This is a genomic window from Sulfurirhabdus autotrophica, assembly GCF_004346685.1.
GTDB lineage: Bacteria > Pseudomonadota > Gammaproteobacteria > Burkholderiales > SMCO01 > Sulfurirhabdus > Sulfurirhabdus autotrophica.
Map to the genome: position 1 here is coordinate 23,439 of NZ_SMCO01000025.1, position 21,175 is coordinate 44,613.

The 21,175-nt window shown below is 45.9% G+C and carries 22 protein-coding genes; 10 read left to right on the forward strand and 12 right to left on the reverse strand.

Annotated elements, in window-relative coordinates:
* Positions 1 to 155: 155 nt before the first annotated feature.
* On the forward strand, positions 156 to 488 hold the full coding sequence (locus EDC63_RS16405; RefSeq protein ID WP_124946982.1) for a hypothetical protein: 333 nt from the start codon (positions 156 to 158) through the stop codon (positions 486 to 488).
* A 43-nt stretch (positions 489 to 531) separates the two neighbouring features.
* On the opposite strand, the gene EDC63_RS16410 is transcribed toward EDC63_RS16405, so the two are convergent.
* Positions 532 to 945, reverse strand: a complete 414-nt coding sequence (locus EDC63_RS16410; RefSeq protein ID WP_124946983.1) for a hypothetical protein — start codon at positions 943 to 945, stop codon at positions 532 to 534.
* Between the two features lie 87 nt (positions 946 to 1,032).
* Here EDC63_RS16410 and EDC63_RS16415 point away from each other — a divergent pair, with 87 nt between their 5' ends.
* Positions 1,033 to 1,947 (forward strand): DMT family transporter, encoded by a 915-nt coding sequence (locus tag EDC63_RS16415; protein ID WP_124946984.1) that lies wholly within the window; start codon positions 1,033 to 1,035, stop codon positions 1,945 to 1,947.
* Positions 1,948 to 1,957: 10 nt separating this feature from the next.
* Here EDC63_RS16415 and EDC63_RS16420 read toward each other — a convergent pair whose 3' ends face one another.
* The 3 genes from EDC63_RS16420 to coaBC all read right to left on the reverse strand — a co-directional run bounded on the left by EDC63_RS16420 (position 1,958) and on the right by coaBC (position 5,462).
* Positions 1,958 to 3,424 carry a GGDEF domain-containing protein gene (locus tag EDC63_RS16420; protein WP_124946985.1) on the reverse strand — a complete coding sequence of 489 codons (1,467 nt, stop codon included), beginning with the start codon at positions 3,422 to 3,424 and terminating at the stop codon, positions 1,958 to 1,960.
* A 330-nt stretch (positions 3,425 to 3,754) separates the two neighbouring features.
* The gene (gene dut, locus EDC63_RS16425) at positions 3,755 to 4,204 is read right to left on the reverse strand and encodes a dUTP diphosphatase (protein ID WP_124946986.1); all 450 of its coding nucleotides are present in this window, start codon (positions 4,202 to 4,204) and stop codon (positions 3,755 to 3,757) included.
* Between the two features lie 19 nt (positions 4,205 to 4,223).
* On the reverse strand, positions 4,224 to 5,462 hold the full coding sequence (gene coaBC / locus EDC63_RS16430) for a bifunctional phosphopantothenoylcysteine decarboxylase/phosphopantothenate--cysteine ligase CoaBC (RefSeq protein WP_124946987.1): 1,239 nt from the start codon (positions 5,460 to 5,462) through the stop codon (positions 4,224 to 4,226).
* 143 nt (positions 5,463 to 5,605) lie between these two features.
* On the opposite strand from coaBC, the gene radC reads away from it, so the two are divergent.
* The gene (gene radC / locus EDC63_RS16435; RefSeq protein WP_124946988.1) at positions 5,606 to 6,280 is read left to right on the forward strand and encodes a RadC family protein; all 675 of its coding nucleotides are present in this window, start codon (positions 5,606 to 5,608) and stop codon (positions 6,278 to 6,280) included.
* Between the two features lie 51 nt (positions 6,281 to 6,331).
* Here radC and EDC63_RS16440 read toward each other — a convergent pair whose 3' ends face one another.
* The gene (locus tag EDC63_RS16440) at positions 6,332 to 8,491 is read right to left on the reverse strand and encodes a putative bifunctional diguanylate cyclase/phosphodiesterase (protein ID WP_124946989.1); all 2,160 of its coding nucleotides are present in this window, start codon (positions 8,489 to 8,491) and stop codon (positions 6,332 to 6,334) included.
* 309 nt (positions 8,492 to 8,800) lie between these two features.
* Here EDC63_RS16440 and rpmB point away from each other — a divergent pair, with 309 nt between their 5' ends.
* The 3 genes from rpmB (at position 8,801) to EDC63_RS16455 (ending at position 9,583) form a co-directional block, all read left to right on the forward strand.
* Positions 8,801 to 9,037 carry a 50S ribosomal protein L28 gene (rpmB, locus tag EDC63_RS16445; RefSeq protein WP_124946990.1) on the forward strand — a complete coding sequence of 79 codons (237 nt, stop codon included), beginning with the start codon at positions 8,801 to 8,803 and terminating at the stop codon, positions 9,035 to 9,037.
* 11 nt (positions 9,038 to 9,048) lie between these two features.
* On the forward strand, positions 9,049 to 9,204 hold the full coding sequence (gene rpmG, locus EDC63_RS16450) for a 50S ribosomal protein L33 (RefSeq protein ID WP_124946991.1): 156 nt from the start codon (positions 9,049 to 9,051) through the stop codon (positions 9,202 to 9,204).
* Positions 9,205 to 9,295: 91 nt separating this feature from the next.
* Positions 9,296 to 9,583 (forward strand): hypothetical protein, encoded by a 288-nt coding sequence (locus EDC63_RS16455; protein ID WP_124946992.1) that lies wholly within the window; start codon positions 9,296 to 9,298, stop codon positions 9,581 to 9,583.
* A gap of 56 nt (positions 9,584 to 9,639) precedes the next feature.
* On the opposite strand, the gene EDC63_RS16460 is transcribed toward EDC63_RS16455, so the two are convergent.
* Together EDC63_RS16460 and EDC63_RS16465 are read right to left on the reverse strand one after the other, a co-directional pair.
* Positions 9,640 to 10,815 carry a DesA family fatty acid desaturase gene (locus tag EDC63_RS16460; protein WP_124946993.1) on the reverse strand — a complete coding sequence of 392 codons (1,176 nt, stop codon included), beginning with the start codon at positions 10,813 to 10,815 and terminating at the stop codon, positions 9,640 to 9,642.
* Positions 10,816 to 10,897: 82 nt separating this feature from the next.
* A complete protein-coding gene (locus EDC63_RS16465) occupies positions 10,898 to 12,190 on the reverse strand; it encodes a mechanosensitive ion channel family protein (RefSeq protein WP_124946994.1) in 1,293 nt (430 codons plus the stop codon).
* 146 nt (positions 12,191 to 12,336) lie between these two features.
* Here EDC63_RS16465 and EDC63_RS16470 point away from each other — a divergent pair, with 146 nt between their 5' ends.
* Positions 12,337 to 12,942, forward strand: coding sequence for a phospholipase D family nuclease (locus EDC63_RS16470; RefSeq protein ID WP_223248330.1), 606 nt, complete (start codon positions 12,337 to 12,339; stop codon positions 12,940 to 12,942).
* A gap of 292 nt (positions 12,943 to 13,234) precedes the next feature.
* Here the strand turns inward: EDC63_RS16470 and EDC63_RS16475 are convergent, their stop codons facing one another.
* From EDC63_RS16475 to purM, 5 genes are all read right to left on the reverse strand, one after another.
* Positions 13,235 to 14,515 (reverse strand): RsmB/NOP family class I SAM-dependent RNA methyltransferase, encoded by a 1,281-nt coding sequence (locus EDC63_RS16475; protein ID WP_124946995.1) that lies wholly within the window; start codon positions 14,513 to 14,515, stop codon positions 13,235 to 13,237.
* Positions 14,516 to 14,678: 163 nt separating this feature from the next.
* Positions 14,679 to 15,770: a DUF3108 domain-containing protein gene (locus tag EDC63_RS16480; protein ID WP_124946996.1), complete on the reverse strand. Its 1,092-nt coding sequence runs from the start codon at positions 15,768 to 15,770 to the stop codon at positions 14,679 to 14,681.
* Between the two features lie 3 nt (positions 15,771 to 15,773).
* A complete protein-coding gene (locus EDC63_RS16485) occupies positions 15,774 to 16,466 on the reverse strand; it encodes a DUF3108 domain-containing protein (protein WP_165923023.1) in 693 nt (230 codons plus the stop codon).
* Complete coding sequence (purN, locus tag EDC63_RS16490) at positions 16,463 to 17,104, reverse strand: phosphoribosylglycinamide formyltransferase (protein WP_124946998.1); 642 nt, start codon at positions 17,102 to 17,104, stop codon at positions 16,463 to 16,465. The genes EDC63_RS16485 and purN overlap by 4 nt, the downstream gene beginning before the upstream one ends.
* The gene (purM, locus tag EDC63_RS16495; protein WP_124946999.1) at positions 17,101 to 18,150 is read right to left on the reverse strand and encodes a phosphoribosylformylglycinamidine cyclo-ligase; all 1,050 of its coding nucleotides are present in this window, start codon (positions 18,148 to 18,150) and stop codon (positions 17,101 to 17,103) included. Before purM ends, purN begins: the two co-directional genes overlap by 4 nt.
* 73 nt (positions 18,151 to 18,223) lie before the next feature.
* Between purM and EDC63_RS16500 the strand changes: the two genes are divergently transcribed.
* The 3 genes from EDC63_RS16500 to EDC63_RS16510 are packed head-to-tail and all read left to right on the forward strand — an operon-like array spanning position 18,224 to position 21,117.
* On the forward strand, positions 18,224 to 19,288 hold the full coding sequence (locus EDC63_RS16500; RefSeq protein ID WP_124947000.1) for an AI-2E family transporter: 1,065 nt from the start codon (positions 18,224 to 18,226) through the stop codon (positions 19,286 to 19,288).
* Positions 19,289 to 19,319: 31 nt separating this feature from the next.
* Positions 19,320 to 20,003: a DnaA regulatory inactivator Hda gene (gene hda, locus EDC63_RS16505; RefSeq protein ID WP_124947001.1), complete on the forward strand. Its 684-nt coding sequence runs from the start codon at positions 19,320 to 19,322 to the stop codon at positions 20,001 to 20,003.
* Positions 19,993 to 21,117: a glycosyltransferase family protein gene (locus tag EDC63_RS16510; protein WP_132920961.1), complete on the forward strand. Its 1,125-nt coding sequence runs from the start codon at positions 19,993 to 19,995 to the stop codon at positions 21,115 to 21,117. The genes hda and EDC63_RS16510 overlap by 11 nt, the downstream gene beginning before the upstream one ends.
* Positions 21,118 to 21,175 lie beyond the last annotated feature (58 nt).

A 21,175-nucleotide genomic window follows, 5' to 3' on the forward strand; every position in this document is an offset into this window, starting at 1 on the left:
ATATTTTGGGAATTATTTAAATGTCGGTATTTTTTACAACAATATCGATTGATTTGTGCTAAATTCGATTAACTTTATGATATATAAAGAGAGTGCTTGTCTGGCGTGAATATTGCTTTATCTTTGGTAATACCAATAAATCGATAAAACTCACTATGTATTTCTTATCTGGCTTACTTGCAATTGTTATTTCGGCTTATAGCTATATGCTGGGCGTGGATAGCTTTGCGCTGGAAACCATCTCGATCACGATCGTGATCGCGCAATTATGTTTTGTTCTGTTTGCCTATCTGGCTATCGTATTTTTATTAAAGTCCCTGGAAAAAGAACGTATCTGGCCATGGAATTGGGGCGTTAAAAAATTATGGGCAACCTTTGGAAAATCTGATGAACGTCGGAAAGGGGCGGACAGGAGGGTGAAGCAAGAAGTGCGCACACCCAAAAATGAAAGGCGAAGCGGAGACCGTCGTTTTTTACATATGGCCTGACTCTGACTGATTATTTACAGATTAGCATGGAACGGCTGTTTGCCTAATGAGTACGCTTCACCGGGACGATTGAATCAGGATCCACATGCCAGTATTGGGCAATTTCAGTAGCACGACGTACATCTTCAGGATGGACGAAAACATGCATGCGACTATTGTGACTATCTGCCCATGTGCTAAAAGCTAGCCAGCGCCGGCCACAGGATTCCTCACCCAGATCAGTACTGACTTCAACAACGCCAAGAACCATTCCGTCATTGTTCTGATTTGAAGCGCAAATGTCGGGACGCATGTGGACATTCAGTACGGGGATGTTTAACTCCTCCGGTTCGTTATAACCTGCCAGGTCCTGTACAGCCAAATCATGATTGCCTTGCACTTCGAGCATATCGATAGCGTCTTTGAGTAACGCTTCGCGTTCACGCTGTATTGCATCGGGAAGGGTATGAATGTTCATGATCTACCTCCAGTGAAATATTTCGAGTAACCTATGCTTTGTTATAGCATATTAATTTTTCCCTAAGACCAAACTCAAACATTCATCGTGAACAAAAATCATTCCTCACTAAAGCTGGCTGTGCTGGCACTTTCAGTTTTAACAATGATTTGGGGGTATAACTGGGTCGTGATGAAAGAAGCACTGCGTTACTCCAGTCCGTTTGATTTTGCCGCATTGCGTACACTGCTGGGCGCCGTCAGTTTATTTCTGGTTTTGCTTTGGCAAGGAAAATCGCTGCGTCCTCAAGGATTCTGGTGGATGTTGTTGCTCGGGTTGCTGCAAACGACTGGTTTCATTGGCATGACAATTTGGGCGCTTGAAAATGGTGGCGCGGGGAAGTCGGCGGTGCTTGCTTATATTATGCCTTTTTGGGTACTGATACTGGCTTGGCCAATATTGGGAGAGCGCATCCGGGGGGCGCAATGGGCAGCAGTTATCATGGCATTTTCAGGTCTGGTTCTGGTGCTGGAACCATGGGCATTGGGCGGTAGTTTTTTTAGCAAAGTACTGGCCGTATTGGCAGGGGTTTGTTGGGGTGTCAGTGCAATTGTGGTCAAAATTATGCGTGAGCGGGCCGAGTATGACCTGATTCTGCTGACAGCATGGCAGATGTTGCTTGGCGCCATACCATTGGTGATGATAGCTTTGACGTTTCCTGCCCAACCGGTGCAGTGGTCATCTTATTTTATCGGTGCCTTGTTATATAACGCCCTGTTTGGCACAGCGATTGGCTGGTTGCTCTGGCTATACAGCTTGCATAAATTGCCGGCAGGAACCGCAAGTCTTGGTACACTGGCAACGCCAGTGGTCGGGGTGATGGCAGCGTGGGTGCAACTGGGGGAAAAGCCAGGGGTGTCGGAAGGATGGGGAATGATACTGATAGGTGCAGGATTATTCTTGCTGGTAATGTTAGGTATTCATCAGCATAAACGTGTTAATCCTGAAATGGCTCAGGAGTGAGGTTGGGTCATCATGCGGCAAGCATGGTTTTGTTGCGGCCTGCGCGTTTAGCTTCTAGCAAGGCGCTATCAGCTCTTGCAAGCGCCATGTTTTCGCTTGTATCGCTCTTTCTGTATTCACTCAAGCCACCACTCCAATGTAACTTATGCATCACACCCTCTTTTAATTGAAGCTCAGAAGGCATTTTCTCCCTTAAACGTTCAGCTAATTCGGTGGCTCTTTTCAGGGGAGTGTTGGGGAAAATGACGCAGAATTCGTCTCCACCAAGGCGGGCAATAAAATCGCTGCCGCGCAGATGCTCCTTCAGAGCTTTGCCAAATTGAATAATCAGCGCATCACCTGCATCATGTCCATGGGTATCGTTCACATACTTGAAATTATCGATATCAAGGATCAGCAAACTATGAGCCCAGCCTTCAGCAAGTGTTTTGAAAACTTCACTCTGCTTCGTTTCAAAACTTCGACGATTATTCGTTTGTGAAAGAAAATCGATACTTGCAAAATCGCTGACTTGTTTGTGTTTTCCCAACATCAGCTTGCCCAGGCGATACATGATTTCAAAGTTGGGATGAATGTCGGTCAGTTTGATTGTATAGGTTTTGCGCAAGCGAGCATGTCGAATGTCTGAGAAAAATGTCAGTATCGTGTTGATATCATGTGCTAAATACTTTTTGCTGAAAAAGTACAGTCCACCGATGGTGGCACACAGGAATGCCGAGAGGGCTAACCAGACGATCAGATATTCTTGAAAAGTAGACACAACGTGTTTAGCGGTAGACATGGGTGGATGCCAGACCGCAAGTCGCCAGGCCGTGCCAGGCAGATCTTTCAGCTCCTGAAAGTTGTCTGTTTTTAAATGAGAATTTCCCGCGCGCATGAGTGTGCTGTAGGGGGCATTATTATTTGATTGTTGCAGTTCAACAAAGGTGTTTTGCATTTGCAGGGATTTGAAAATGGATTGAAGTTCTACCCCCCTGTTGTTGATGACCACAAAACCCAGTATGGCTTTGTTAACCGGATCCATAACGGGTTGTGCAAGCGTCAGTGTCAGTAAAGCCGGGGCAGCATTGTTAATCAATTCATCCCGGCCATCCTGCATAGTTCGTGAATACACGACTGAAAGCGGAGGTGTTAGTGGAATGCTGGTTGTTGTATCGTTCGGTAGCGCCCACTGTATATTGGCATCAGGATAAAAAGTGCGAATATTTTCAAGTTGCGCAATACGCTCACTTTCCGATCCGCTTTTCAAAGCGCGAATGGTTTGAGGGTGTTGTGCAATGCGAGTAGCTGTTTCTCGTAAAGTGTTCGCTAACGAAGTAATGGGGACCGAAATGGAACGACTGGCATTAATTAAATCTGCCTTTGAGTCAGTTTCTTCATTGCTTGATATTTTATACAGGGAATAAATAGCCGCACCGCTAATTATTTCCAGAATTAGGAGCGCAAACAAGCATAAGCGAGCTAGCGAGAGATTCATGTGCGGCGACTGTCCCTGATTGTGTTTCTATGTTCAATTATTCTTATTGTTGCTGCTTATCTCAGTAAGCTGATTATAGAATAGAAAAAAATGATTATCTATTTCTATTATGGGTACAAATAAACCCATCTGTAGCTACGTAGAATGTGAATTTATCTCAATTGATCCAGATAAACCCATGTTCATGATAATGTATTTTTTTATGGATGGGAACAACTTATTGAAAAGTCAATAAGTTGTTCAAGATCGGCAGAAGGCAATAGATAAATGTGCGCCTCTGTTTGAGCGGTAAATAGCAGGTATGATTTTAGTTGTAAAAAAAACCGACAATCAATGTTTGCCAGTACTTCCAAAGCCTCCTTCACCTCGCTCGCTCGATTCAAAGTCATCCACAATGTTGAATCCAACCCTGGCGACCGGAACAATAACCAATTGAGCCAGGCGTTCCATCGGATTCAGAATGAACGCGGATTTACTGCGATTCCAGCACGAAACAAAAAGCTGACCCTGATAATCAGAATCGATCAAGCCAACCAGATTTCCTAAAACAATGCCGTGTTTATGCCCAAGGCCGGAACGCGGCAGAATTAATGCTGCCAGATCAGGCGTGCCAATATGAATGGCAATGCCGGTAGGGATCAATTCGGTCTCCCCCGGTTGCAAGGTGAGGACGTGGTCGATGCAGGCCCGCAAATCCAGTCCAGCAGAGCCAGGTGTTGCGTAGCAGGGCAAATGTTCTTTTAACCGCTCGTCCATAATCTTGAGGTCAATATTTCGCATGCATGTTCCTTCTGGATAATTATTTAGTAACAGTTCTTTTAGTCGATTTGCTGGTGCCTGATTCCTGCGATGAAGGAATGTAGAGTTTAGCAATGTGTTCTATCAGTTGTCTGGCCAATGTGATTTTTGGTGCGAGGGGGAGGGGGTGCGTTCCTTCATCATCAAAGAGAACCAGCTCGCTTTCATCACTACCAAGGGCATCCTGCACCAGGTTGGCTGCCAGCAAAGGCAGGTTTTTACGCCGCCGTTTCATTTCAGCGAATTCGTACAGGTTTTCACTTTCTGCGGCGAAGCCCACACAAAAAGGTGCGTTAGGAAGATTGACAACATTTGCCACGATATCCGGATTAGGCGCTAACTCCAGCGTGAGAATATGTGCATCTTTCTTGATCTTTTGCTCGCTGGGGTTCAGTACATAATAATCGGATACGGCTGCCACGCTGATGAAAATGTCCATGCCTTCCACCGCATCGTTAACTGCATTCAGCATTTCCTGCGCACTGGTAACGGATATCAGCTTTGCGCTGCTGGGAGGGGTAATACAGGATGGACCAGAAATCAAGGTTACTTCAGCACCGGCTTCGATTGCTGCGCGCGCGACAGCATAACCCATTTTCCCCGAACTCAGGTTAGTGATACCGCGAACAGCATCGATAGCCTCAAAGGTGGGGCCGGCAGTAATGAGTATTTTGCGGTTCTTCAGCAATTTTGGCTGGAAGAAAGATTCAATTTCTTCAATTAATATTTCCGGCTCCAGCATGCGTCCCATGCCAATTTCACCGCACGCTTGCGCCCCGCTGGCAGGACCGAATACAGTAGCGCCATCCCGTTTGAGTTGAGTTATATTGCGCTGTGTAGCGGGGTTTTCCCACATTTGCTTGTTCATGGCAGGTGCAACCATGATGGGGCAGGCGCGTGCAAGACAAATTGTAGAAAGCAAGTCATCTGCGGAACCATGCACTAGTTTTGAAATGAAATCAGCGCTGGCAGGCGCAATCAGCAGCCCGTCTATATTTCGGGTGAAGTCGATATGGGCCATTCCGTTATCAATGCGATCATCCCATAAATCGGTAAAAACCGGTTTGCCGCTGAGTGCCTGAAGTGTGGCCGGGGTGATAAATTGGCAGGCAGCCTGGGTCATGACAACCTGTACCTCGATACCGCTCTTCACCATTAAGCGCGTGAGTTCCGCTGCCTTGTAGGCAGCTACCCCGCCAGTAATGCCCAACAATATGCGCTTGTTTGAAAGTTCAGCCATGCTTAACACCGAATAGGTAAATGTAGTGAAATCAAAAGCGTAATATATCTTATCGTGCCAGTTCGCGAAACTCTTCAGTGTAATTCACAAAATGTTATGGAAATGGCCTATCGTTTTATAAACTTATTTGTCATAATGCGCCCATGGCGATTACAGACTGGCCCGAAAACGAAAGACCACGTGAGAAACTCTTAACCAAAGGGGCTGCCAGCCTTTCTGACGCTGAGTTACTTGCCATATTTTTGCGCACTGGCATACAGGGTAAAACGGCGGTCGATTTGTCCCGCGCATTATTATCGCAGTTTGGTAGCCTGACCAACTTGTTTAGCGCTAGTCAGGCAGACTTTTGTCAGATGCCAGGAATGGGGTCGGCTAAATTTGCACAATTGCAGGCTGTGCTGGAAATGGCTAAGCGTGCTTTATCAGAACAAATGCAACAGCAGGATGCACTCACTTCTCCTGGTGCTGTGCGAGATTATTTGCGGCTTACGCTGTCTGGCCGTGAACATGAGGTGTTTGTGGGGGTGTTCCTGGATGCACAGAATCGTGTTATTGCATCTGAAGAGCTGTTTCGAGGTACGCTCACCCAGACCAGTGTTTATCCTCGTGAAGTGCTCAAGCGCGCCTTGTATCACAACGCAGCTTCAATTATCTTTGCCCATAATCACCCTTCAGGTGTAGCAGAACCCAGTCGTGCCGATGAAATATTAACTCAATCATTAAAATCTGCATTGGGCATGGTAGATATTCGGGTGCTGGACCATTTTATTGTTGGGAAAAATTGCGCACTCTCGTTTTCTGAGAAAGGCATTTTATAATTAGATAGGCTGCAGGATTTAGTCAGATTCAGATATTACCGCTATGTAAACTCAGGCATTTCTTGCCTTGAGCCATGTTTCGAATTCCGCTGCTGGCAAAGGGCGGCTGATCAAATAACCTTGAGCCTGGTTGCAATCATTCTGAAGCAAGAAATCGTGTTGTTCTTGTGTTTCTACGCCTTCAGCAACAACATTAAGACGTAAGCTGTGAGCCAGATTAATGATGGCACCTGCAATTGCAGCATCATCCGCATTGGTCGTGATGCCTTTGACGAAAGACTGATCAATTTTCAATGTGTGTATTGGAAACCGCTTCAGGTAGCTGAGTGAAGAATAGCCTGTGCCAAAGTCATCCATGGAAATGCGAACCCCCATATTTTTTATATTTGTCAGGATGGCAATATTGCTTTCCTTGTTATCCATGAGCAAGCTTTCAGTAATTTCCAGTTCAAGTAAATAGGGTTCCAGCCCTGTTTCATTGAGAATTCGGGAGATTGTATCGATCAGATCTTTCTGACTGAATTGCCGAACTGAAAGGTTGACCGCAATATGTAAAGCCGGTAGTTTTTCCGCTTGCCAAGCGCGGATCTGGTTGCAGGCGGTTCGCAATACCCATTCACCTACCGGGATAATCAAACCCGTTTCTTCTAACAGTGGGATATAGGCTGCGGGTGAAACATTAGGATGATTTTTCCAGCGTAATAGTGCTTCTACACCCACTACCTTACCGTTTTTCAGATTGATTTTCGGCTGGAAATGTAGCTGGAACTCATCACGGTCCAACGCTTTTCGAAGGTCGGTCTCCAACGTCAAGCGGTCATTGTCTTTCTTGTTGATTTCCTGAGTGTAAAACTGGTAATTATTCCTGCCCATGGCTTTAGCGTGGTACATGGCAGTATCGGCATCTTTGATGAGATTATCGATGTCAGTTTCGTCAAAAGGATAGAGCGTAATGCCAATGCTGGTGGAAATATAAAATTCCTGATTATCCAGAACAAAAGGCTCTGCAAAAATATCCAGGATTTTATTTGCCAAGCCGGATACAACATCGATATGTGAAATATCTTCCAGTATCAGCGTGAACTCATCTCCACCCAATCTGGCAACAGTGTCGCATTTTCTCAGCACTGATTTTAAGCGATGTGCAACTTGCAGCAGCAAATGATCGCCACTTGTATGGCCCAGGCTGTCATTGATGGTTTTGAATCTATCCAGGTCAAGGAAGAGTAAAGCGACCAAATGCTCTTGTCTATCTGCTCGAGCCACTGCTTGCGCAAGGCGATCCCTGAATAAACTGCGATTTGGCAATCCCGTGAGGCTGTCAAAATTGGCCAGAAAAGAGAGTTTTTGTTCTGCTTCCTTTCGTTCTGAAATATCTCTAACAATAACAATCAGCGTTAAGCGTTTATCCATCATCGCTTCACTGATATCCAACTCAATGGGGAAAGAAGACCCATCTGCATGCTTACCAATGGACTCGGATTTACCTCTTTGAGTCAGCTGGTTTGTTAAACGGGTAGCGTGCGGATCAGGAACCAGTTCGCTAAAGTTCATGCCGGTTATCTGAGGTAACCCGAAAATTTTCTCTGCAGCTGGGTTGCTGGATTCAATTAAGCCATCAAGCGCTACACTCAGAATACCATCTGCTGCATTTTCCAAAACAACCTGAAGGCGTTTTTCCTTTTGGCGCATTGCGTTAACTGCACTATTCAAAGCGCGTATAGGTAATACCCGGAGTGCAATAAAAATGATTAACCCTAAAGTAATTCCAGCCAAACCAAATAGGGCAGTTGTGGTAAATAAAGGCAAAAGCGATCTGATTAGCGTGACATTCCCGATTTCAAGGCCGGAATCATAGAACGCTGCAGAGCGGGAAATCGTTACAGTAGCAGGCCAGTTTGTTGGGCTGCTAGCAATTGTTTTACCGTGGATGTCCGTTATGAAACTCGATTCAGGGGTTTTTTCAGTTTCAGGTATGCTGGAAAGCAAGGCAGTAAGTTTTTGTTCCTCACGTATCCATGTTGCCGGGGTTTTATTGATTAAAGCAGTGATCTGGATCGCGGTATAGTTGGCTTTGGTTTGGAGTTCAGCCCCAACATATTGATAAGAAATAAATAAATAGCTGGCTGGTACAGCTGCGGCGATAAATATGGCAACAGTCCCTGCCAGCCAATTAATGAGTTTTATCAGGGTGGTGGAATCAGTTTGCATGAATTTTATTAGATTGCCTTTATGGCCGGAAAGTATTTATTTAACCGGCAGGGTTTTTTAAGGACAATCATAGCAATTTTTTCCGGGAATTATAGCCTTTCTGCAAAATTTTTGAAAAACACTGACCGAGTTTGTCTCTATGACTGACCGCCCTATTTCCTACTAGATACTAAAAGGATGGATTTAGCTAAATCGCTTGATATTCAAACGAATGCAACCGGGTGGTTAAATTAAAGTGATTATAAACTTGAACGGTTCATCTGAAATATGGTATAAATGTCGTTTTTTCCGATATGGGAGTCATAAATCATGGCCCGAGTATGTTTAGTTACCGGCAAAAAGCCGATGACGGGAAACCATGTTTCCCATGCAAATAACAGAACCAAGCGTCGTTTTTTACCAAACCTGCAAAATCGCAAGTTCTGGGTTGAAGGCGAGAATCGTTGGGTGAGCATGCGTGTTAGCAATGCTGGTCTGCGTACCATTGATAAGAAAGGTATCGATGTTGTGTTGGCTGAACTGCGTGAACGCGGCGAGAAAATTTAAGGATATAAATCATGCGCGAAAAAATCAAGTTAGAATCAAGCGCTGGTACAGGTCATTTCTATACCACGACAAAGAACAAACGCACCATGCCTGAAAAAATGGAAATCAAGAAGTACGATCCTGTTGCACGCAAGCATGTTATGTACAAAGAAACCAAGCTGAAATAAAACGCTTAGGTTGCTGATTAAAAGAGCCCGCATTTATGCGGGCTCTTTTAATTTGTGCTTTATCTATCCGCTTAGGCTGTTGCTGGGTTTTATGGATAGCTCTAACTGGTTTTGGAGATATTCCATTCCAGAGCCGTTTAATTTACCGCAGAGACACACAGAAAGCCAATACCTTGTGGCGGTTAATTGTAAAGTGTTGCGCACACTGACTTGTAAACACCCCCAGCATATTGTTAATGCAGCTCAATGGGTTAACTGGCCGAAGTTGATTGATAATCAGGAGCGGCAATTTACAGTAGCGATAGGCTCCGATGTGAAAATTGCAGCAAAGGCTAATGGTGAATGGTTATTCTGGATTTTAGATAGTTGGTGTGGTTGATGGTGAAATGCAAAAGGGAGCCAAGTGGCTCCCTTTTGTTGTGCAAAAATGTGTTGCTAAGCGTAGCAGCGCAGCTTTCTTGAAAATTGCTGTAATGAGTCTATGTTGCTGGATTCGGCGCGTTGACACCAGTCCTGCAGTTGTTGGACCAACTGTTCTTTAGAAGCGGTAGAACGCGCCCATAAAGCAACAAGCTCCTGACGCATAGCGTAAACGGTGGCAAGGGCCTGGCTTTTGCTCAGTATTTCTGACAGTTTTGCTTTTTCCTGATCCTGAAGCTCGCTGGCATCCAGATGCAACCAGTGTTTAATTGTCTTCATCGTTGCCAAATCGTTCAGATCCGGCATGTTGGTCTTGATCCTGCTGATTTCTTCAGCATAGATGCTTTTTACAGAGCGGGTATATTTGGTCATTACATCATAACGGTGGGTGATGATCGCCTGCAATGTATCAAAATCGCAAATAGCTTTTCCGCTGTTGAAGCGCACTTTGGGTGCCATTTTTTTAACTTTGGCTATGCCCAGCATTTCCATGATACGGATGTACATCCAGCCAATGTCAAACTCATACCATTTGTTTGATAATTTTGCAGAGGTCCCGTAGGCATGGTGATTGTTGTGTAGCTCTTCACCACCAATCAATATGCCCCAAGGAAACACGTTGGTGCTGGCATCTTCACACGCAAAGTTGCGATAACCCCAGTAATGGCCAATACCGTTTATTATGCCGGCTGCCGTAATAGGGATCCACATCATTTGTACTGCCCAGATGGTCAAACCAAGCGGTCCGAATAGCAGTACATCTGCGAGTAGCATCAGTACAATCCCTGTTCCACTGTGTTTGGCATAAATATTGCGTTCGAGCCAGTCATCCGGTGCACCGTGACCATACTTTTCCATGGTTTCGGTTTGCTTGCGGGCAGCCTTGTATAGCTCAGCACCTTCAAAAAATACTTTTTTGATGCCCAATACCTGGGGGCTGTGTGGATCTTCTGGCGTTTCACACTTGGCATGGTGCTTGCGGTGAATGGCAGCCCATTCTTTGGTGATCATGCCTGTTGTCAACCACAGCCAAAAACGGAAAAAATGGCTGGGGATAGGATGCAAGTCCAGCGCCCGATGGGCTTGGTGACGATGCAGATAAATTGTGACAGAAGCGATTGTAATGTGCGTAAAGGCGAGGGCTACAACAATATAACCCCACCATGGTAAATCAATAAGGCCTAAAGGCATCTAGTGTTCCTTAAATTTTGAAATGCAACATGCTGATTTTACATTATTTCACAAAATATGAAAAACGTTTTTTTGATGCTGCTCAGCCCCCGTATTCAGGCATTCCTGCTGGTGGATTGATGATTCTGATGTCCCGTTGCGGGAATGGAATTTCAATACCCTGTTTCTGGAATTCGTGCCAAATGACGAGATTAATATCGGATCGGAGTGAGAGTTGACCTTCTTCCGGATCGGAAATCCAGACGCCCAGTTCCAGATTGATACCGTTATCGCCAAACTCTTTCAGAAATACTTTTGGCTCGGGATCTGCTATTACACGGGGTTGGGATTTTGCGGCTTCAAGAATGATACGCATTGCTGTTTCTAATGGGCTTTGGTAACTTACCTGGATTGGGATGTTAATGCGTACTTTGCGGTCTGAATAGGAATGATTGACGACTGTAGAGGTGATAAGGGTGTCGTTAGGAATGATGGACTCTGTTCCGTCGACACCCTTGAGTACCATATAACGTGCAGTGAGGCGCGAAACGGAACCGAAACGGTTGTCTACAGTAAGCAGATCGTCAATGTGGATCGATTTGTCCAGCAGAATAATAAATCCACTGAAGTAATTACTGGCAATCTTTTGCAAGCCAAATCCCAATCCAACGCCCAATGCCCCCCCAAAAACGGATAGAACCGTGAGGTCTATTCCCAGTGCCGGCAATGCGATTAAAACACCTAAAAGGAGTACTACTGCACGGAGAAATTTTGTGGCTAATACACGCAAATTCATATCCAGATTTTTGGCCTGCATGATGCGACTTTCCAGCAGGCCGCCTAGCCACAAGGCTAACAGTACAGTGATGCTGATTGAAATGACACCCTGTAATACAGTTAAGAGTGAAATGTGGTTTTTACCGATATCAAAACTGAATTCATTCAATGCTTCAAGTATTGCGGGAAGAAATCCTGTAATGTGTAGCGCCAGTCCAACCCAGATAACCGAGCTTATGACTCTTTCCCACGGTTTGATCCAGGTGCTTGTTGCGAAAATTTTACGCAGCAGATAAACCATGATGCGGATCATGGCCAGGGAAAGTAGCAGAGGAACCGCTATATTAAGGAGTGAAACTGATTGCCAATGTTTAAGTATGGATTTGCCTGCCAATACCAGCAAAGTGGCAGCTACCGGGAAAGTAATGCGATTGATTCCGCTGATGCCCGCTTGCCAGGCACTGGTTTCGTGAGGAAATCGTTTGCGGATGATCCGATTTATCCACCATGCGCTTATCAGGCTGACAGCCAGTATTGATAGCTGCCAAATAAGGGCTGTTTGTTCTAAATTGGCTAGCAATTCTACCAGCAGGTTGTGGATTTCTTTTGTATTCTGCACGATTCAATGAATAAGGTAGATTGATGTTCTTGAAATTCTATCATGGTATTTTCATTAAGCAGTGATTTCGCTTTCTGTGATTCGGTTTATACTGTTTCTGCATCTTTGTGTTTAATTTTTTTTGTTAAATGTGGCAGGTATAACGATTGTTTAATAAACGTTTTGTGGCTTTGTTGCTTCTGTCCACGATTGCAATAAATGTGGCTGTTTTTGCCAAGTCCAGCGGAATGAAAGCCGCTTATAATGCCGTTGTTGCCGAATTGAATGGCGCTTCTGCAAATCTTTTGCCTGCAACCGGTACGGTAGAATTGGCCTTTAGCCCTAAGGGCGGGGCAACTGATGCTGTGGTGAATGCGATCAGGGAAGCCAGACGAAGTATTCTGGTTCAGGCCTATAGCTTTACCAGTGCACCGATAGCCAAAGCGCTGGTTGATGCGAAGGCACGAGGCGTAGATGTGAAAGTGATCCTGGATAAAAGCCAGAATTCAGAAAAATATTCTTCAGCTTCATTTATCGCCAATCATGATATTCCTGTGCGAATCGATTCACTGCATGCCATTGCGCATAACAAGATTATTATTTGCGATGAAATCAATGTGGTAACAGGTTCATTCAACTTTACCAAGGCGGCAGAAGAAAAGAATGCGGAGAATGTGCTGGTTTTGCGTGGAAATGAAGCACTTGCAAAGCAGTATGTGAATAACTGGCAAGTGCATTGGGCGCACTCTCAGGAATTTATGCGGCGCTTTTGATGTTTTATTTTAAGGGTTTGTTGTGCGGATACGTCTAGCGTATTTCATCTTGATGAACATGCCTTTGAGTTTTGTTGCATTAGCCATTTCTTCGACGCGGGTGATTAAGAATATTTTGGGTATGCAATTTGTCTTGATTTCATCTGGTAATTTTATGCTCTTTCATCATATCGAAACTGGAATACTGCCATTACACGCTATGCATTGGTCGGTATACGGTTGCTGTGGGAAATCGAAGTAAAATAGTGGCTGGCTGCGAAATGATGCAGCCAGTTGTTATCTTAGTGCAGTATTAAGTTGCAGCTGGCGCGTCCATGGGTGTTCTTTTTTCCATCACTGCAGCAAAGAAGCCATCAGTGGCGTGAACAGCAGGGTTGAGTCGCAAATATTCGCCGGTATCAACCGCAATTTGTTGCTGAGCGAGAATTTCTGCACAATTTTTCAGCTCGAAATCAGGGTGAGCTGCGAGGAAGGCTTCAACAATCCCTTCGTTTTCTTCTTTCAAAATACTGCAGGTGGCATAAACCAGTCGTCCACCCGTTTTGAGTAGCTTGGAGGCGCTGGTAAGAATAGCGGCTTGTTTTACTTTAAGCTCTTCGATGGCTTCAGGCGTTTGGCGCCATTTTAGATCAGGGTTGCGGCGCAGTGTTCCCAGCCCGCTACAAGGCGCATCGACCAATACGCGGTCGATTTTCCCATGCAGCCGTTTTACTTTGCTGTCATTTTCATTGTTGATCAGTTGAGGGTGCAAATTACTTAAGCCCGAACGTTTGAGACGTGGTTTAAGGTTGTTCAGTCGCTTCTCAGACACATCAAAAGCATAGATGCGCCCCTGTGATTTCATGAGTGCGCCAAGCAACAGTGTTTTTCCCCCGGCACCTGCACAAAAGTCAACGATCATTTCCTGACGCTTTGGCCCGACAATAAAGCCGAGTAATTGGCTGCCTTCGTCCTGAATTTCTATTTTGCCTTCCAGAAAAAGCGGATGCTTGTTGATGGCAGGCTTTGCTTTAAGGCGGATGCCGATAGGAGAGAATGGTGTGGGTTGGGCTTCAATGCCATCTTTGCTTAAAACTTCCAGTACTTCATCACGATTTGCGAGCACGGTATTGACGCGAATATCCAGAGAAGCAGGTTGTTGCATAGAACGCGCCAGCGTCATGATCTCTTTATCGTCCATGAAGCTTTGTAATTTTTCAACCAGCCAGTCAGGAAAATCCGCCTGGATTGCGAGCGGCAGAGAATCAGTCGAAACGGCTTTTATTTCCTTGATGCGGTCGCCCTCATCACCTTGCAGATAAGGTTCCAGTTCACGCATATTCATGCCTTGCAAGCGCGCCAGATAGGCTAATAGCAACAAGCGAGGGGTTGGTTTTCCGGTGATTGTTTCCAAAAAGCGTTTGCGGCGTAAAATGCCGAATACTGTTTCAGCAATAAACGCACGGTCATTCAACCCTAATTTAGGATTTTCGCGGAAAAAACGGCTAAGCGTGACATCAGCAGGTTCTCTGAGCGGCAAAATGAAGCGTAATGCGGCAACGGCGAGTTCTAACTGTTCGGGATAAAGAGGCATGACGGGCAGTGTGAAGATAGTAAAGTGGCTGATTTTAAATGAGTTTGGTGTTTGAAGCTATAAATTTCACCTAAAATTTTTAATCCTAATATTTAGAATCCATCGAGGCGCCGAAAAACAAAGCCTTGCGAAGCCAGTTAGTCTTAGCCAAAAGTGGAGAGGGTTATGAACCTGATAGGGGCTGTTGTTCTGTCGCTGCATCAGCTTTATTGTTTTTTTCAGATTTAATCTGGATTTCACTGGCAATTTGTTCCGCAACGCCGCCGTCACGATCGGTAAAACGAATTTTGACAGGCAAGTAATACTGCTCAATTCCAAACCAGATGTCAGTCCCATCTTCATTCGGTTTGTGGACTTTGCTCAGGTGTAGCGTTTTGGTTTTCCCCTGGGGTAATTCCAGTAATTCTTCACCGATAACCTGGTATTCATAGGCATCCAGTTTTCTGCCGTTTGTGATGAAAAGTTGGAGGGTTTGTCCTATTTTTGGTGGATTTGCTGCTATCTGGTAGGTAAAACTTAATAAATCTTGTGTGCCATCGGGAAGTGGCAGGGTGGTCGTGTTTTGTGCTGAGCTCAAAGTCAGTGTTTTATTTCGGTGGTCGAGTTGGGCCGATTCGGTGCTGTCAGCTGATTGCCCACGCTGGATCCAGAATGCATCAGGTTCCAGTCCGTTATCTGTCAGTTTTCCCTGGCTGGTCTGTACAAATTTACCGGACTTTATCAAGGAGAAAATACCTGTGGCTTGAGCAACGCTAGTCAGGGAATAGCGATTGTTTTGTATTTGCCAGGTTTGGACGACCTTACCCACGTTTAATCCGTTTTCACCTTTGTAGAGGTTGAAGTGAATCTCGGCTTGTTTGGGTAAAGGATAAGGGGCATCAATTTTTTGTTGCGGCTTTTCTATCTGTGCAACAGGCTCTGGGGCCTCCTTGATTGGTTGGCTTTCCCTTGAGACGTCTTCAGCTATGGGCGGTTGAGGTGCCTCTGCAATGGCTTCAGAGGGGGCCGGTTTGAGAATTCGCGGTGTGGGCGGTTTTGAGCGGGATGATTGTTTAGTGTTGATCTTGGGTTTGGTTATTTCCGCCGGAACGGGTTTTTGAGGCAACACTAATCTGACATCAAGTGGGGCAGATTCGATTTGATTAAATGGTAAATGTATCTGAGGTCCATACCAGAGCAACAGGTGAACGACGATAGATAAAACCAGTGCCCATACAATTTTCTTAGAAATTGCGGTACGGCTGGTAAGATTCATGAATTATTTAATGGTGAGCTTCGTTAGTTGCTGTTCCAAATTTCCGCCGTCTTTTTCCTTGATAATGATCAATACAGGAAAATAACGCATAGTGTTTGCCAGCCACATTTCCGCACCGTTTTCATCTGGCTTATGCTGCTGGACAAAATGACTGGTTTTGAATGATCCTGCTGGGGTTTTAAGTAGTTCCTGATCGGTGAGCACATAGTGATACTGGTCAATATTTCTGCCGTTGCTCATGGAAAACGCCAATGACTTGCCTTTTGGAGGTTCAAACATGAACTGGTACATGCGACTGATTCGGTCCTGAGTGCCGGGCACAAGTGCCATGGTTTCGGTTTTACCATCATATTTCATGGTAAGTGTTTGTGCTTTCCAGTCAAAGTCAGCAACAATCAATTTCTCAGGATCACTGCCTCGGTGATGTTCAAAATGTAAAGGGCGCAAACCGTCTTTGGTGATTTCCCCACGGCTGATTAATTTGATATTTCCTTTGGCAAATAAGGCAAAAATGCCGATTGCTTTGGTCTCGCTCAGAATTTCATAGCGGTTGCCAGTACGAGTAAATGTTTCTGTGACCACACCCACTTCCTGGCCACTTTTATAAAAACTGTACGTGGCATTCACACGTTGAGGTGTGCCTGCCAGTGTGAGTGCAGAAAAACAGAATAAAACAATTAAGAGCAGAAATTTCACTGGGGTTCCCATGGTGATAACAGTACGTCGTGAGACAACTTTGGCGCGCTGAGGTTCACAATACCGTGGTTATTGATATGTAAACGCCCTTCCGCAAACCATTGAATGGCCTGGGGATAGATTTTGTGTTCCTGTTCCAATACGCGCGCTGACAGTGTATCGGATGTGTCGTCAGGCAGCACCTGAACAGCGGCCTGAACAATGATCGGTCCATGATCCAGGGTTGGGGTCACAAAATGAACGGTACATCCATGTATTTTTACACCTTCCCTGAGTGCCTGTCCGTGGGTATCCAGCCCCGGAAAGGCGGGCAACAGGGAGGGATGAATGTTGATCATTCTTCCCTGATAACGGATAACAAAACCATCAGTCAAAATGCGCATAAACCCAGCCAGCACGATGAGGTCAGGTTGGTAAGCATCAATAATGTCAGCCAGTGCACCATCAAACGATTCACGATCCGGGTAATCACGGTGATTAACCGTTTGTGTCGGGATGCCGTACTGTTCTGCGAGCTGCAACCCCGCAGCGTCAGGTTTGTTGCTAATCACCGCTACAATGGTAACGGGTAAATCTGCTTCCAATATAGCGCGGAGGTTGCTGCCGCGCCCTGAAATCAGGGCGACTATTCGTTTCATTGCACTACGGTCTGCGGCTGGCCTTCAGTACGTTTCTGGATGCGGCCAATGTTCCAAACTGTTTCCCCTGAATCGCGCAACTGTTTCATTGCCGCTTCAGCGTGTTCCTGTGCAACCACGACTGCCATGCCGATGCCGCAGTTGAAAGTGCGATACATTTCATTGGCTTCTACATTGCCTTCTGCTTGCAACCAGTGGAATAGTGGAGGCATTTGCCAGGCATTTTTGTCCAGAACAGCGGTAAGGTCGTCTTTCAGAATGCGGGGAATGTTTTCCAGCAAGCCGCCGCCAGTAATATGGGCCATGCCTTTAACCGGCAGTTTTTCCATCAGCGCAAGCAGTGGCTTGACGTAAATACGCGTTGGCGCAATGACAACATCCGCCAGGGGTTGACCATGGAAATCCGAGTTCAGGTCGATACCGGTGCGTTCAATGATTTTGCGGATAAGGGAATAACCGTTGGAGTGAGCACCGCTGGATGCCATGCCCAACACCACGTCCCCTTCACAAATGGTGTCGCCACTGATGATTTTTTCTTTTTCTACGGCACCGACTGCAAAACCGGCCAGGTCGTATTCCCCTGCAGGATACATGCCAGGCATCTCAGCGGTTTCACCACCGATAAGTGCACAGCCGGATAACTCGCAACCCGCTGCTATGCCTTTTACCACGTCAGTAGCAACGGCAACATCCAGTTTTCCACAAGCAAAATAATCCAGGAAAAACAGGGGTTCAGCCCCTTGCACAAGGATGTCGTTAACACTCATGGCCACCAGGTCAATACCTACGGTGTCGTGCTTGTTCAGCATAAACGCCAGTTTGAGTTTGGTACCTACACCGTCAGTACCGGAAACCAACACGGGATTTTTAAATTTTTTCGAGATTTCAAATAGCGCACCAAAACCGCCAATTCCCCCCATTACTTCAGGGCGCATGGTCTTTTTGGCGAAGGGTTTGATATTCTCTATCAGTGCATCGCCTGCAACTATATCAACACCGGCATCGCGGTAGCTTAAGGAATCTTTGTTTGCGTCTTTCTGGCTCAAGTTGAGTTCTCGCTTTCTACAGGATAAAGTAGCTCTTTATTTCAATAAAGAAATTTCGACAATTTTACCTCAAATGACAACAAAACGCTCAGACGATCTGAATTACTTGTGGTGGCTTGCTTTTGCAGGGATTACCCTGTTTTTACTTTATCTGCTTGCCCCGATCCTTTCCCCTTTTCTGTTTGCCGCCATATTGGCTTATATTTGCGACCCATTAGTGGATAAAATGGAAATGCGCAAAATTCCGCGGACTGCCGGTGTGTTGCTGACCATGATTTTTCTGGCGGTGTTGTTTGTTTCATTGTTCCTGATTATGGTGCCCTTGTTTGAAAAGGAAACCCAATTGCTGGTTGAGCGGTTGCCCGGTTACGTCGACTGGTTCAGAACTCAGGTAGCCCCCTGGTTGAAAGCCCGGTTTGGTGTGGAGTTGCAATTAGATAGCTCTGCCGTGCAGACTGCCCTGGCTGCTCATTGGCAAAGCGCAGGCGGGTTGGCTGCCAAGGTGTTACCGTCTTTGGGGAACAGCGGGATGGCGCTGGTGGGGCTGTTGGTTAATGCATTATTGGTGCCTGTGGTGTTTTTTTATCTGTTGCGTGACTGGGATATCATGGTTGCACATATTGATGAAATGATCCCGCGTCGTTGGCATGCACGGGTGTCTGCCCTTGCAAAAGAATCAGATCAGGTGCTGGGCGAATTTTTGCGTGGGCAGATTTCAGTCATGCTGTTAATGGCTGTTTTCTATTCCCTGGCACTTTGGATAGCGGGTTTAGAATATTCGCTGCCAATCGGTATAATCGCCGGCTTGCTGGTCTTTGTTCCTTATCTGGGCATGATATTGGGGCTGACGCTGGCCACGTTGGCGGGGGCAATGCAGTTTCAAGGGTTGGGTGGGCTGGTGCCCGTGTGGATTGCCTTTGGTGTTGGCCAGCTGCTGGAAGGAATGATTGTTACACCTTGGCTAGTTGGAGAGCGTATTGGTTTGCATCCACTTGCTGTTATTTTTGCCTTGATGGCATTTGGTCAGTTATTCGGGTTTTTTGGTATTTTATTGGCGCTTCCGGCTAGTGCCGTGCTTCTTGTCGGGTTACGCCAGGTGCGCAGAAAGTACATGGATAGCACAAGTTATCAAGGTTGAAACTTCCGCTTTTATAGAAAATAGTTTACTGATGAAACAATTAATTCTTGATATTTCTCCACCGCAATCTCCCTCTTTGGCCAATTTTATTGCCGGGCATAATGTGGAATTGCTGCAAATGTTATACACATTGGCAGCCTCAGGTTTGCAAGAGCGTTTTGTTTATGTCTGGGGGGAAACAGGTAGTGGCAAAAGCCATTTGCTGAAAGCGTTTCTTCAAAGCATGAGTGTGAATCAGCGCGACGTAATCTATATCAATGCCGGTATGCATCAAGTAATTGACCCCGAAGCGCTGGAAAATGCAGTTGTCACGGTGGATGATGTAGAACTACTGGATGAACAGCAGCAGATAGCATTGTTTAATCTGTATAACCGTATGCGTGAAGGGCAGGGCGTATTGCTGGTTTCCGGTCATTGTGCGCCTGCGCAGCTTACATTGCGCCAGGATCTGGTGACTCGTCTTGGCTGGGGGCTTATTTATCAGATCCACGCGTTAAGTGACGTGGAAAAAATTCAGGCATTGAAAACCCATTCCCAAGAACGGGGTTTTGAACTCTCTCAAGAAGTCGCAGAATATCTCTTGCGGCACTGGCGTCGAGACATGCCTTCTTTGCTCGCGATGCTGGATTCTCTGGATCGGTTTTCTCTTGAAACCAAACGGCCGATTACCATACCGTTATTGAAACAGCTTTTACAGCCTGCAAATGCTGCCTGAAAACCGGAAGTCGCACAGCCCTCATCTATTTGTTGATATCTCTTCACATGGTTTTGGTCATATTGCTCAAATTGCACCAGTACTGAATGAATTGCGCCGCCGGATACCTGCATTAAAGCTCACCGTGCAGTGTGCAGTACCCGTTGAAAAGTTGCAAAGCCGGATTCATGGGCCTTTTGAGCACATTTGTGCAGCGACTGATTTTGGCATGTGCATGGCCAATGCAGTAGAAGTGCTGGTGGAAGAAAGTGCGCAAGCCTATACAGATTTTCACCAGAACTGGGCAAGTAAAATAGCGCAGCAAGCTGAAGTGCTGCAACAAAATGCGCCTGATCTGGTGTTTTCAGATGTTTCTTACCTCACTTTGGCAGCTGCCAAACACGCTGGCATTCCTGCTTTAGGTATGTGTTCGTTAAATTGGGCAGATATATATGAGCATTACTGCTCAGGTTTGCCCGGTGCAGCTAAAATTCACCGGCAGATGCTGGCAGCCTACAATAGCGCAGAGCATTTTGTCAGGCTGCAACCCTCCATGCCCATGCTGCAATTACAGAATACGCTGGAACTCGGCCCAATTGGACAAACAGGCATCAATCGCCGTGCAGAAATAGATGCAAAATTTGGGCTAACGCAGGATGTGAAGCTGGTTTTGGTCGCCATGGGTGGTATACAGATGCGTTTGCCAGTAGAGCAATGGCCGAGCATTGCTGGAGTAAAGTGGGTAGTTCAGCGCAGTTGGGGCGTTTGCCATCCGGATGCGATCGAACTGGAAGCGTTGGGTATGAGTTTTACTGATATTCTGTGCTCATGTGACGCGCTGATTACCAAACCGGGATATGGCAGTTTTGCAGAAGCGGCAGTGAATGGTGTGCCTGTATTGTATCTGCGTCGATTTGATTGGCCAGAGGAAGCGTTTCTGGTGGACTGGCTAAGTCAGTTTGGGCGGTGTCTGGAAGTACAGCGGAATGATCTTGAAAATGGAGCCATTGCCACTGTTTTAGAAGCACTATGGAAATTGCCATCCTTACCGCTAGTGTTACCAGTTGGCATTGCCCAAGTAGCGGATTTTGTAGTAAAAATCACTAGTGTCCGGTTAAAAATCGAACAAATTTAATTGGTTATCGAAATCGGTCTGTTCTGAGACGTAGCTACTGCCTGCGAAGGCTTGTAGT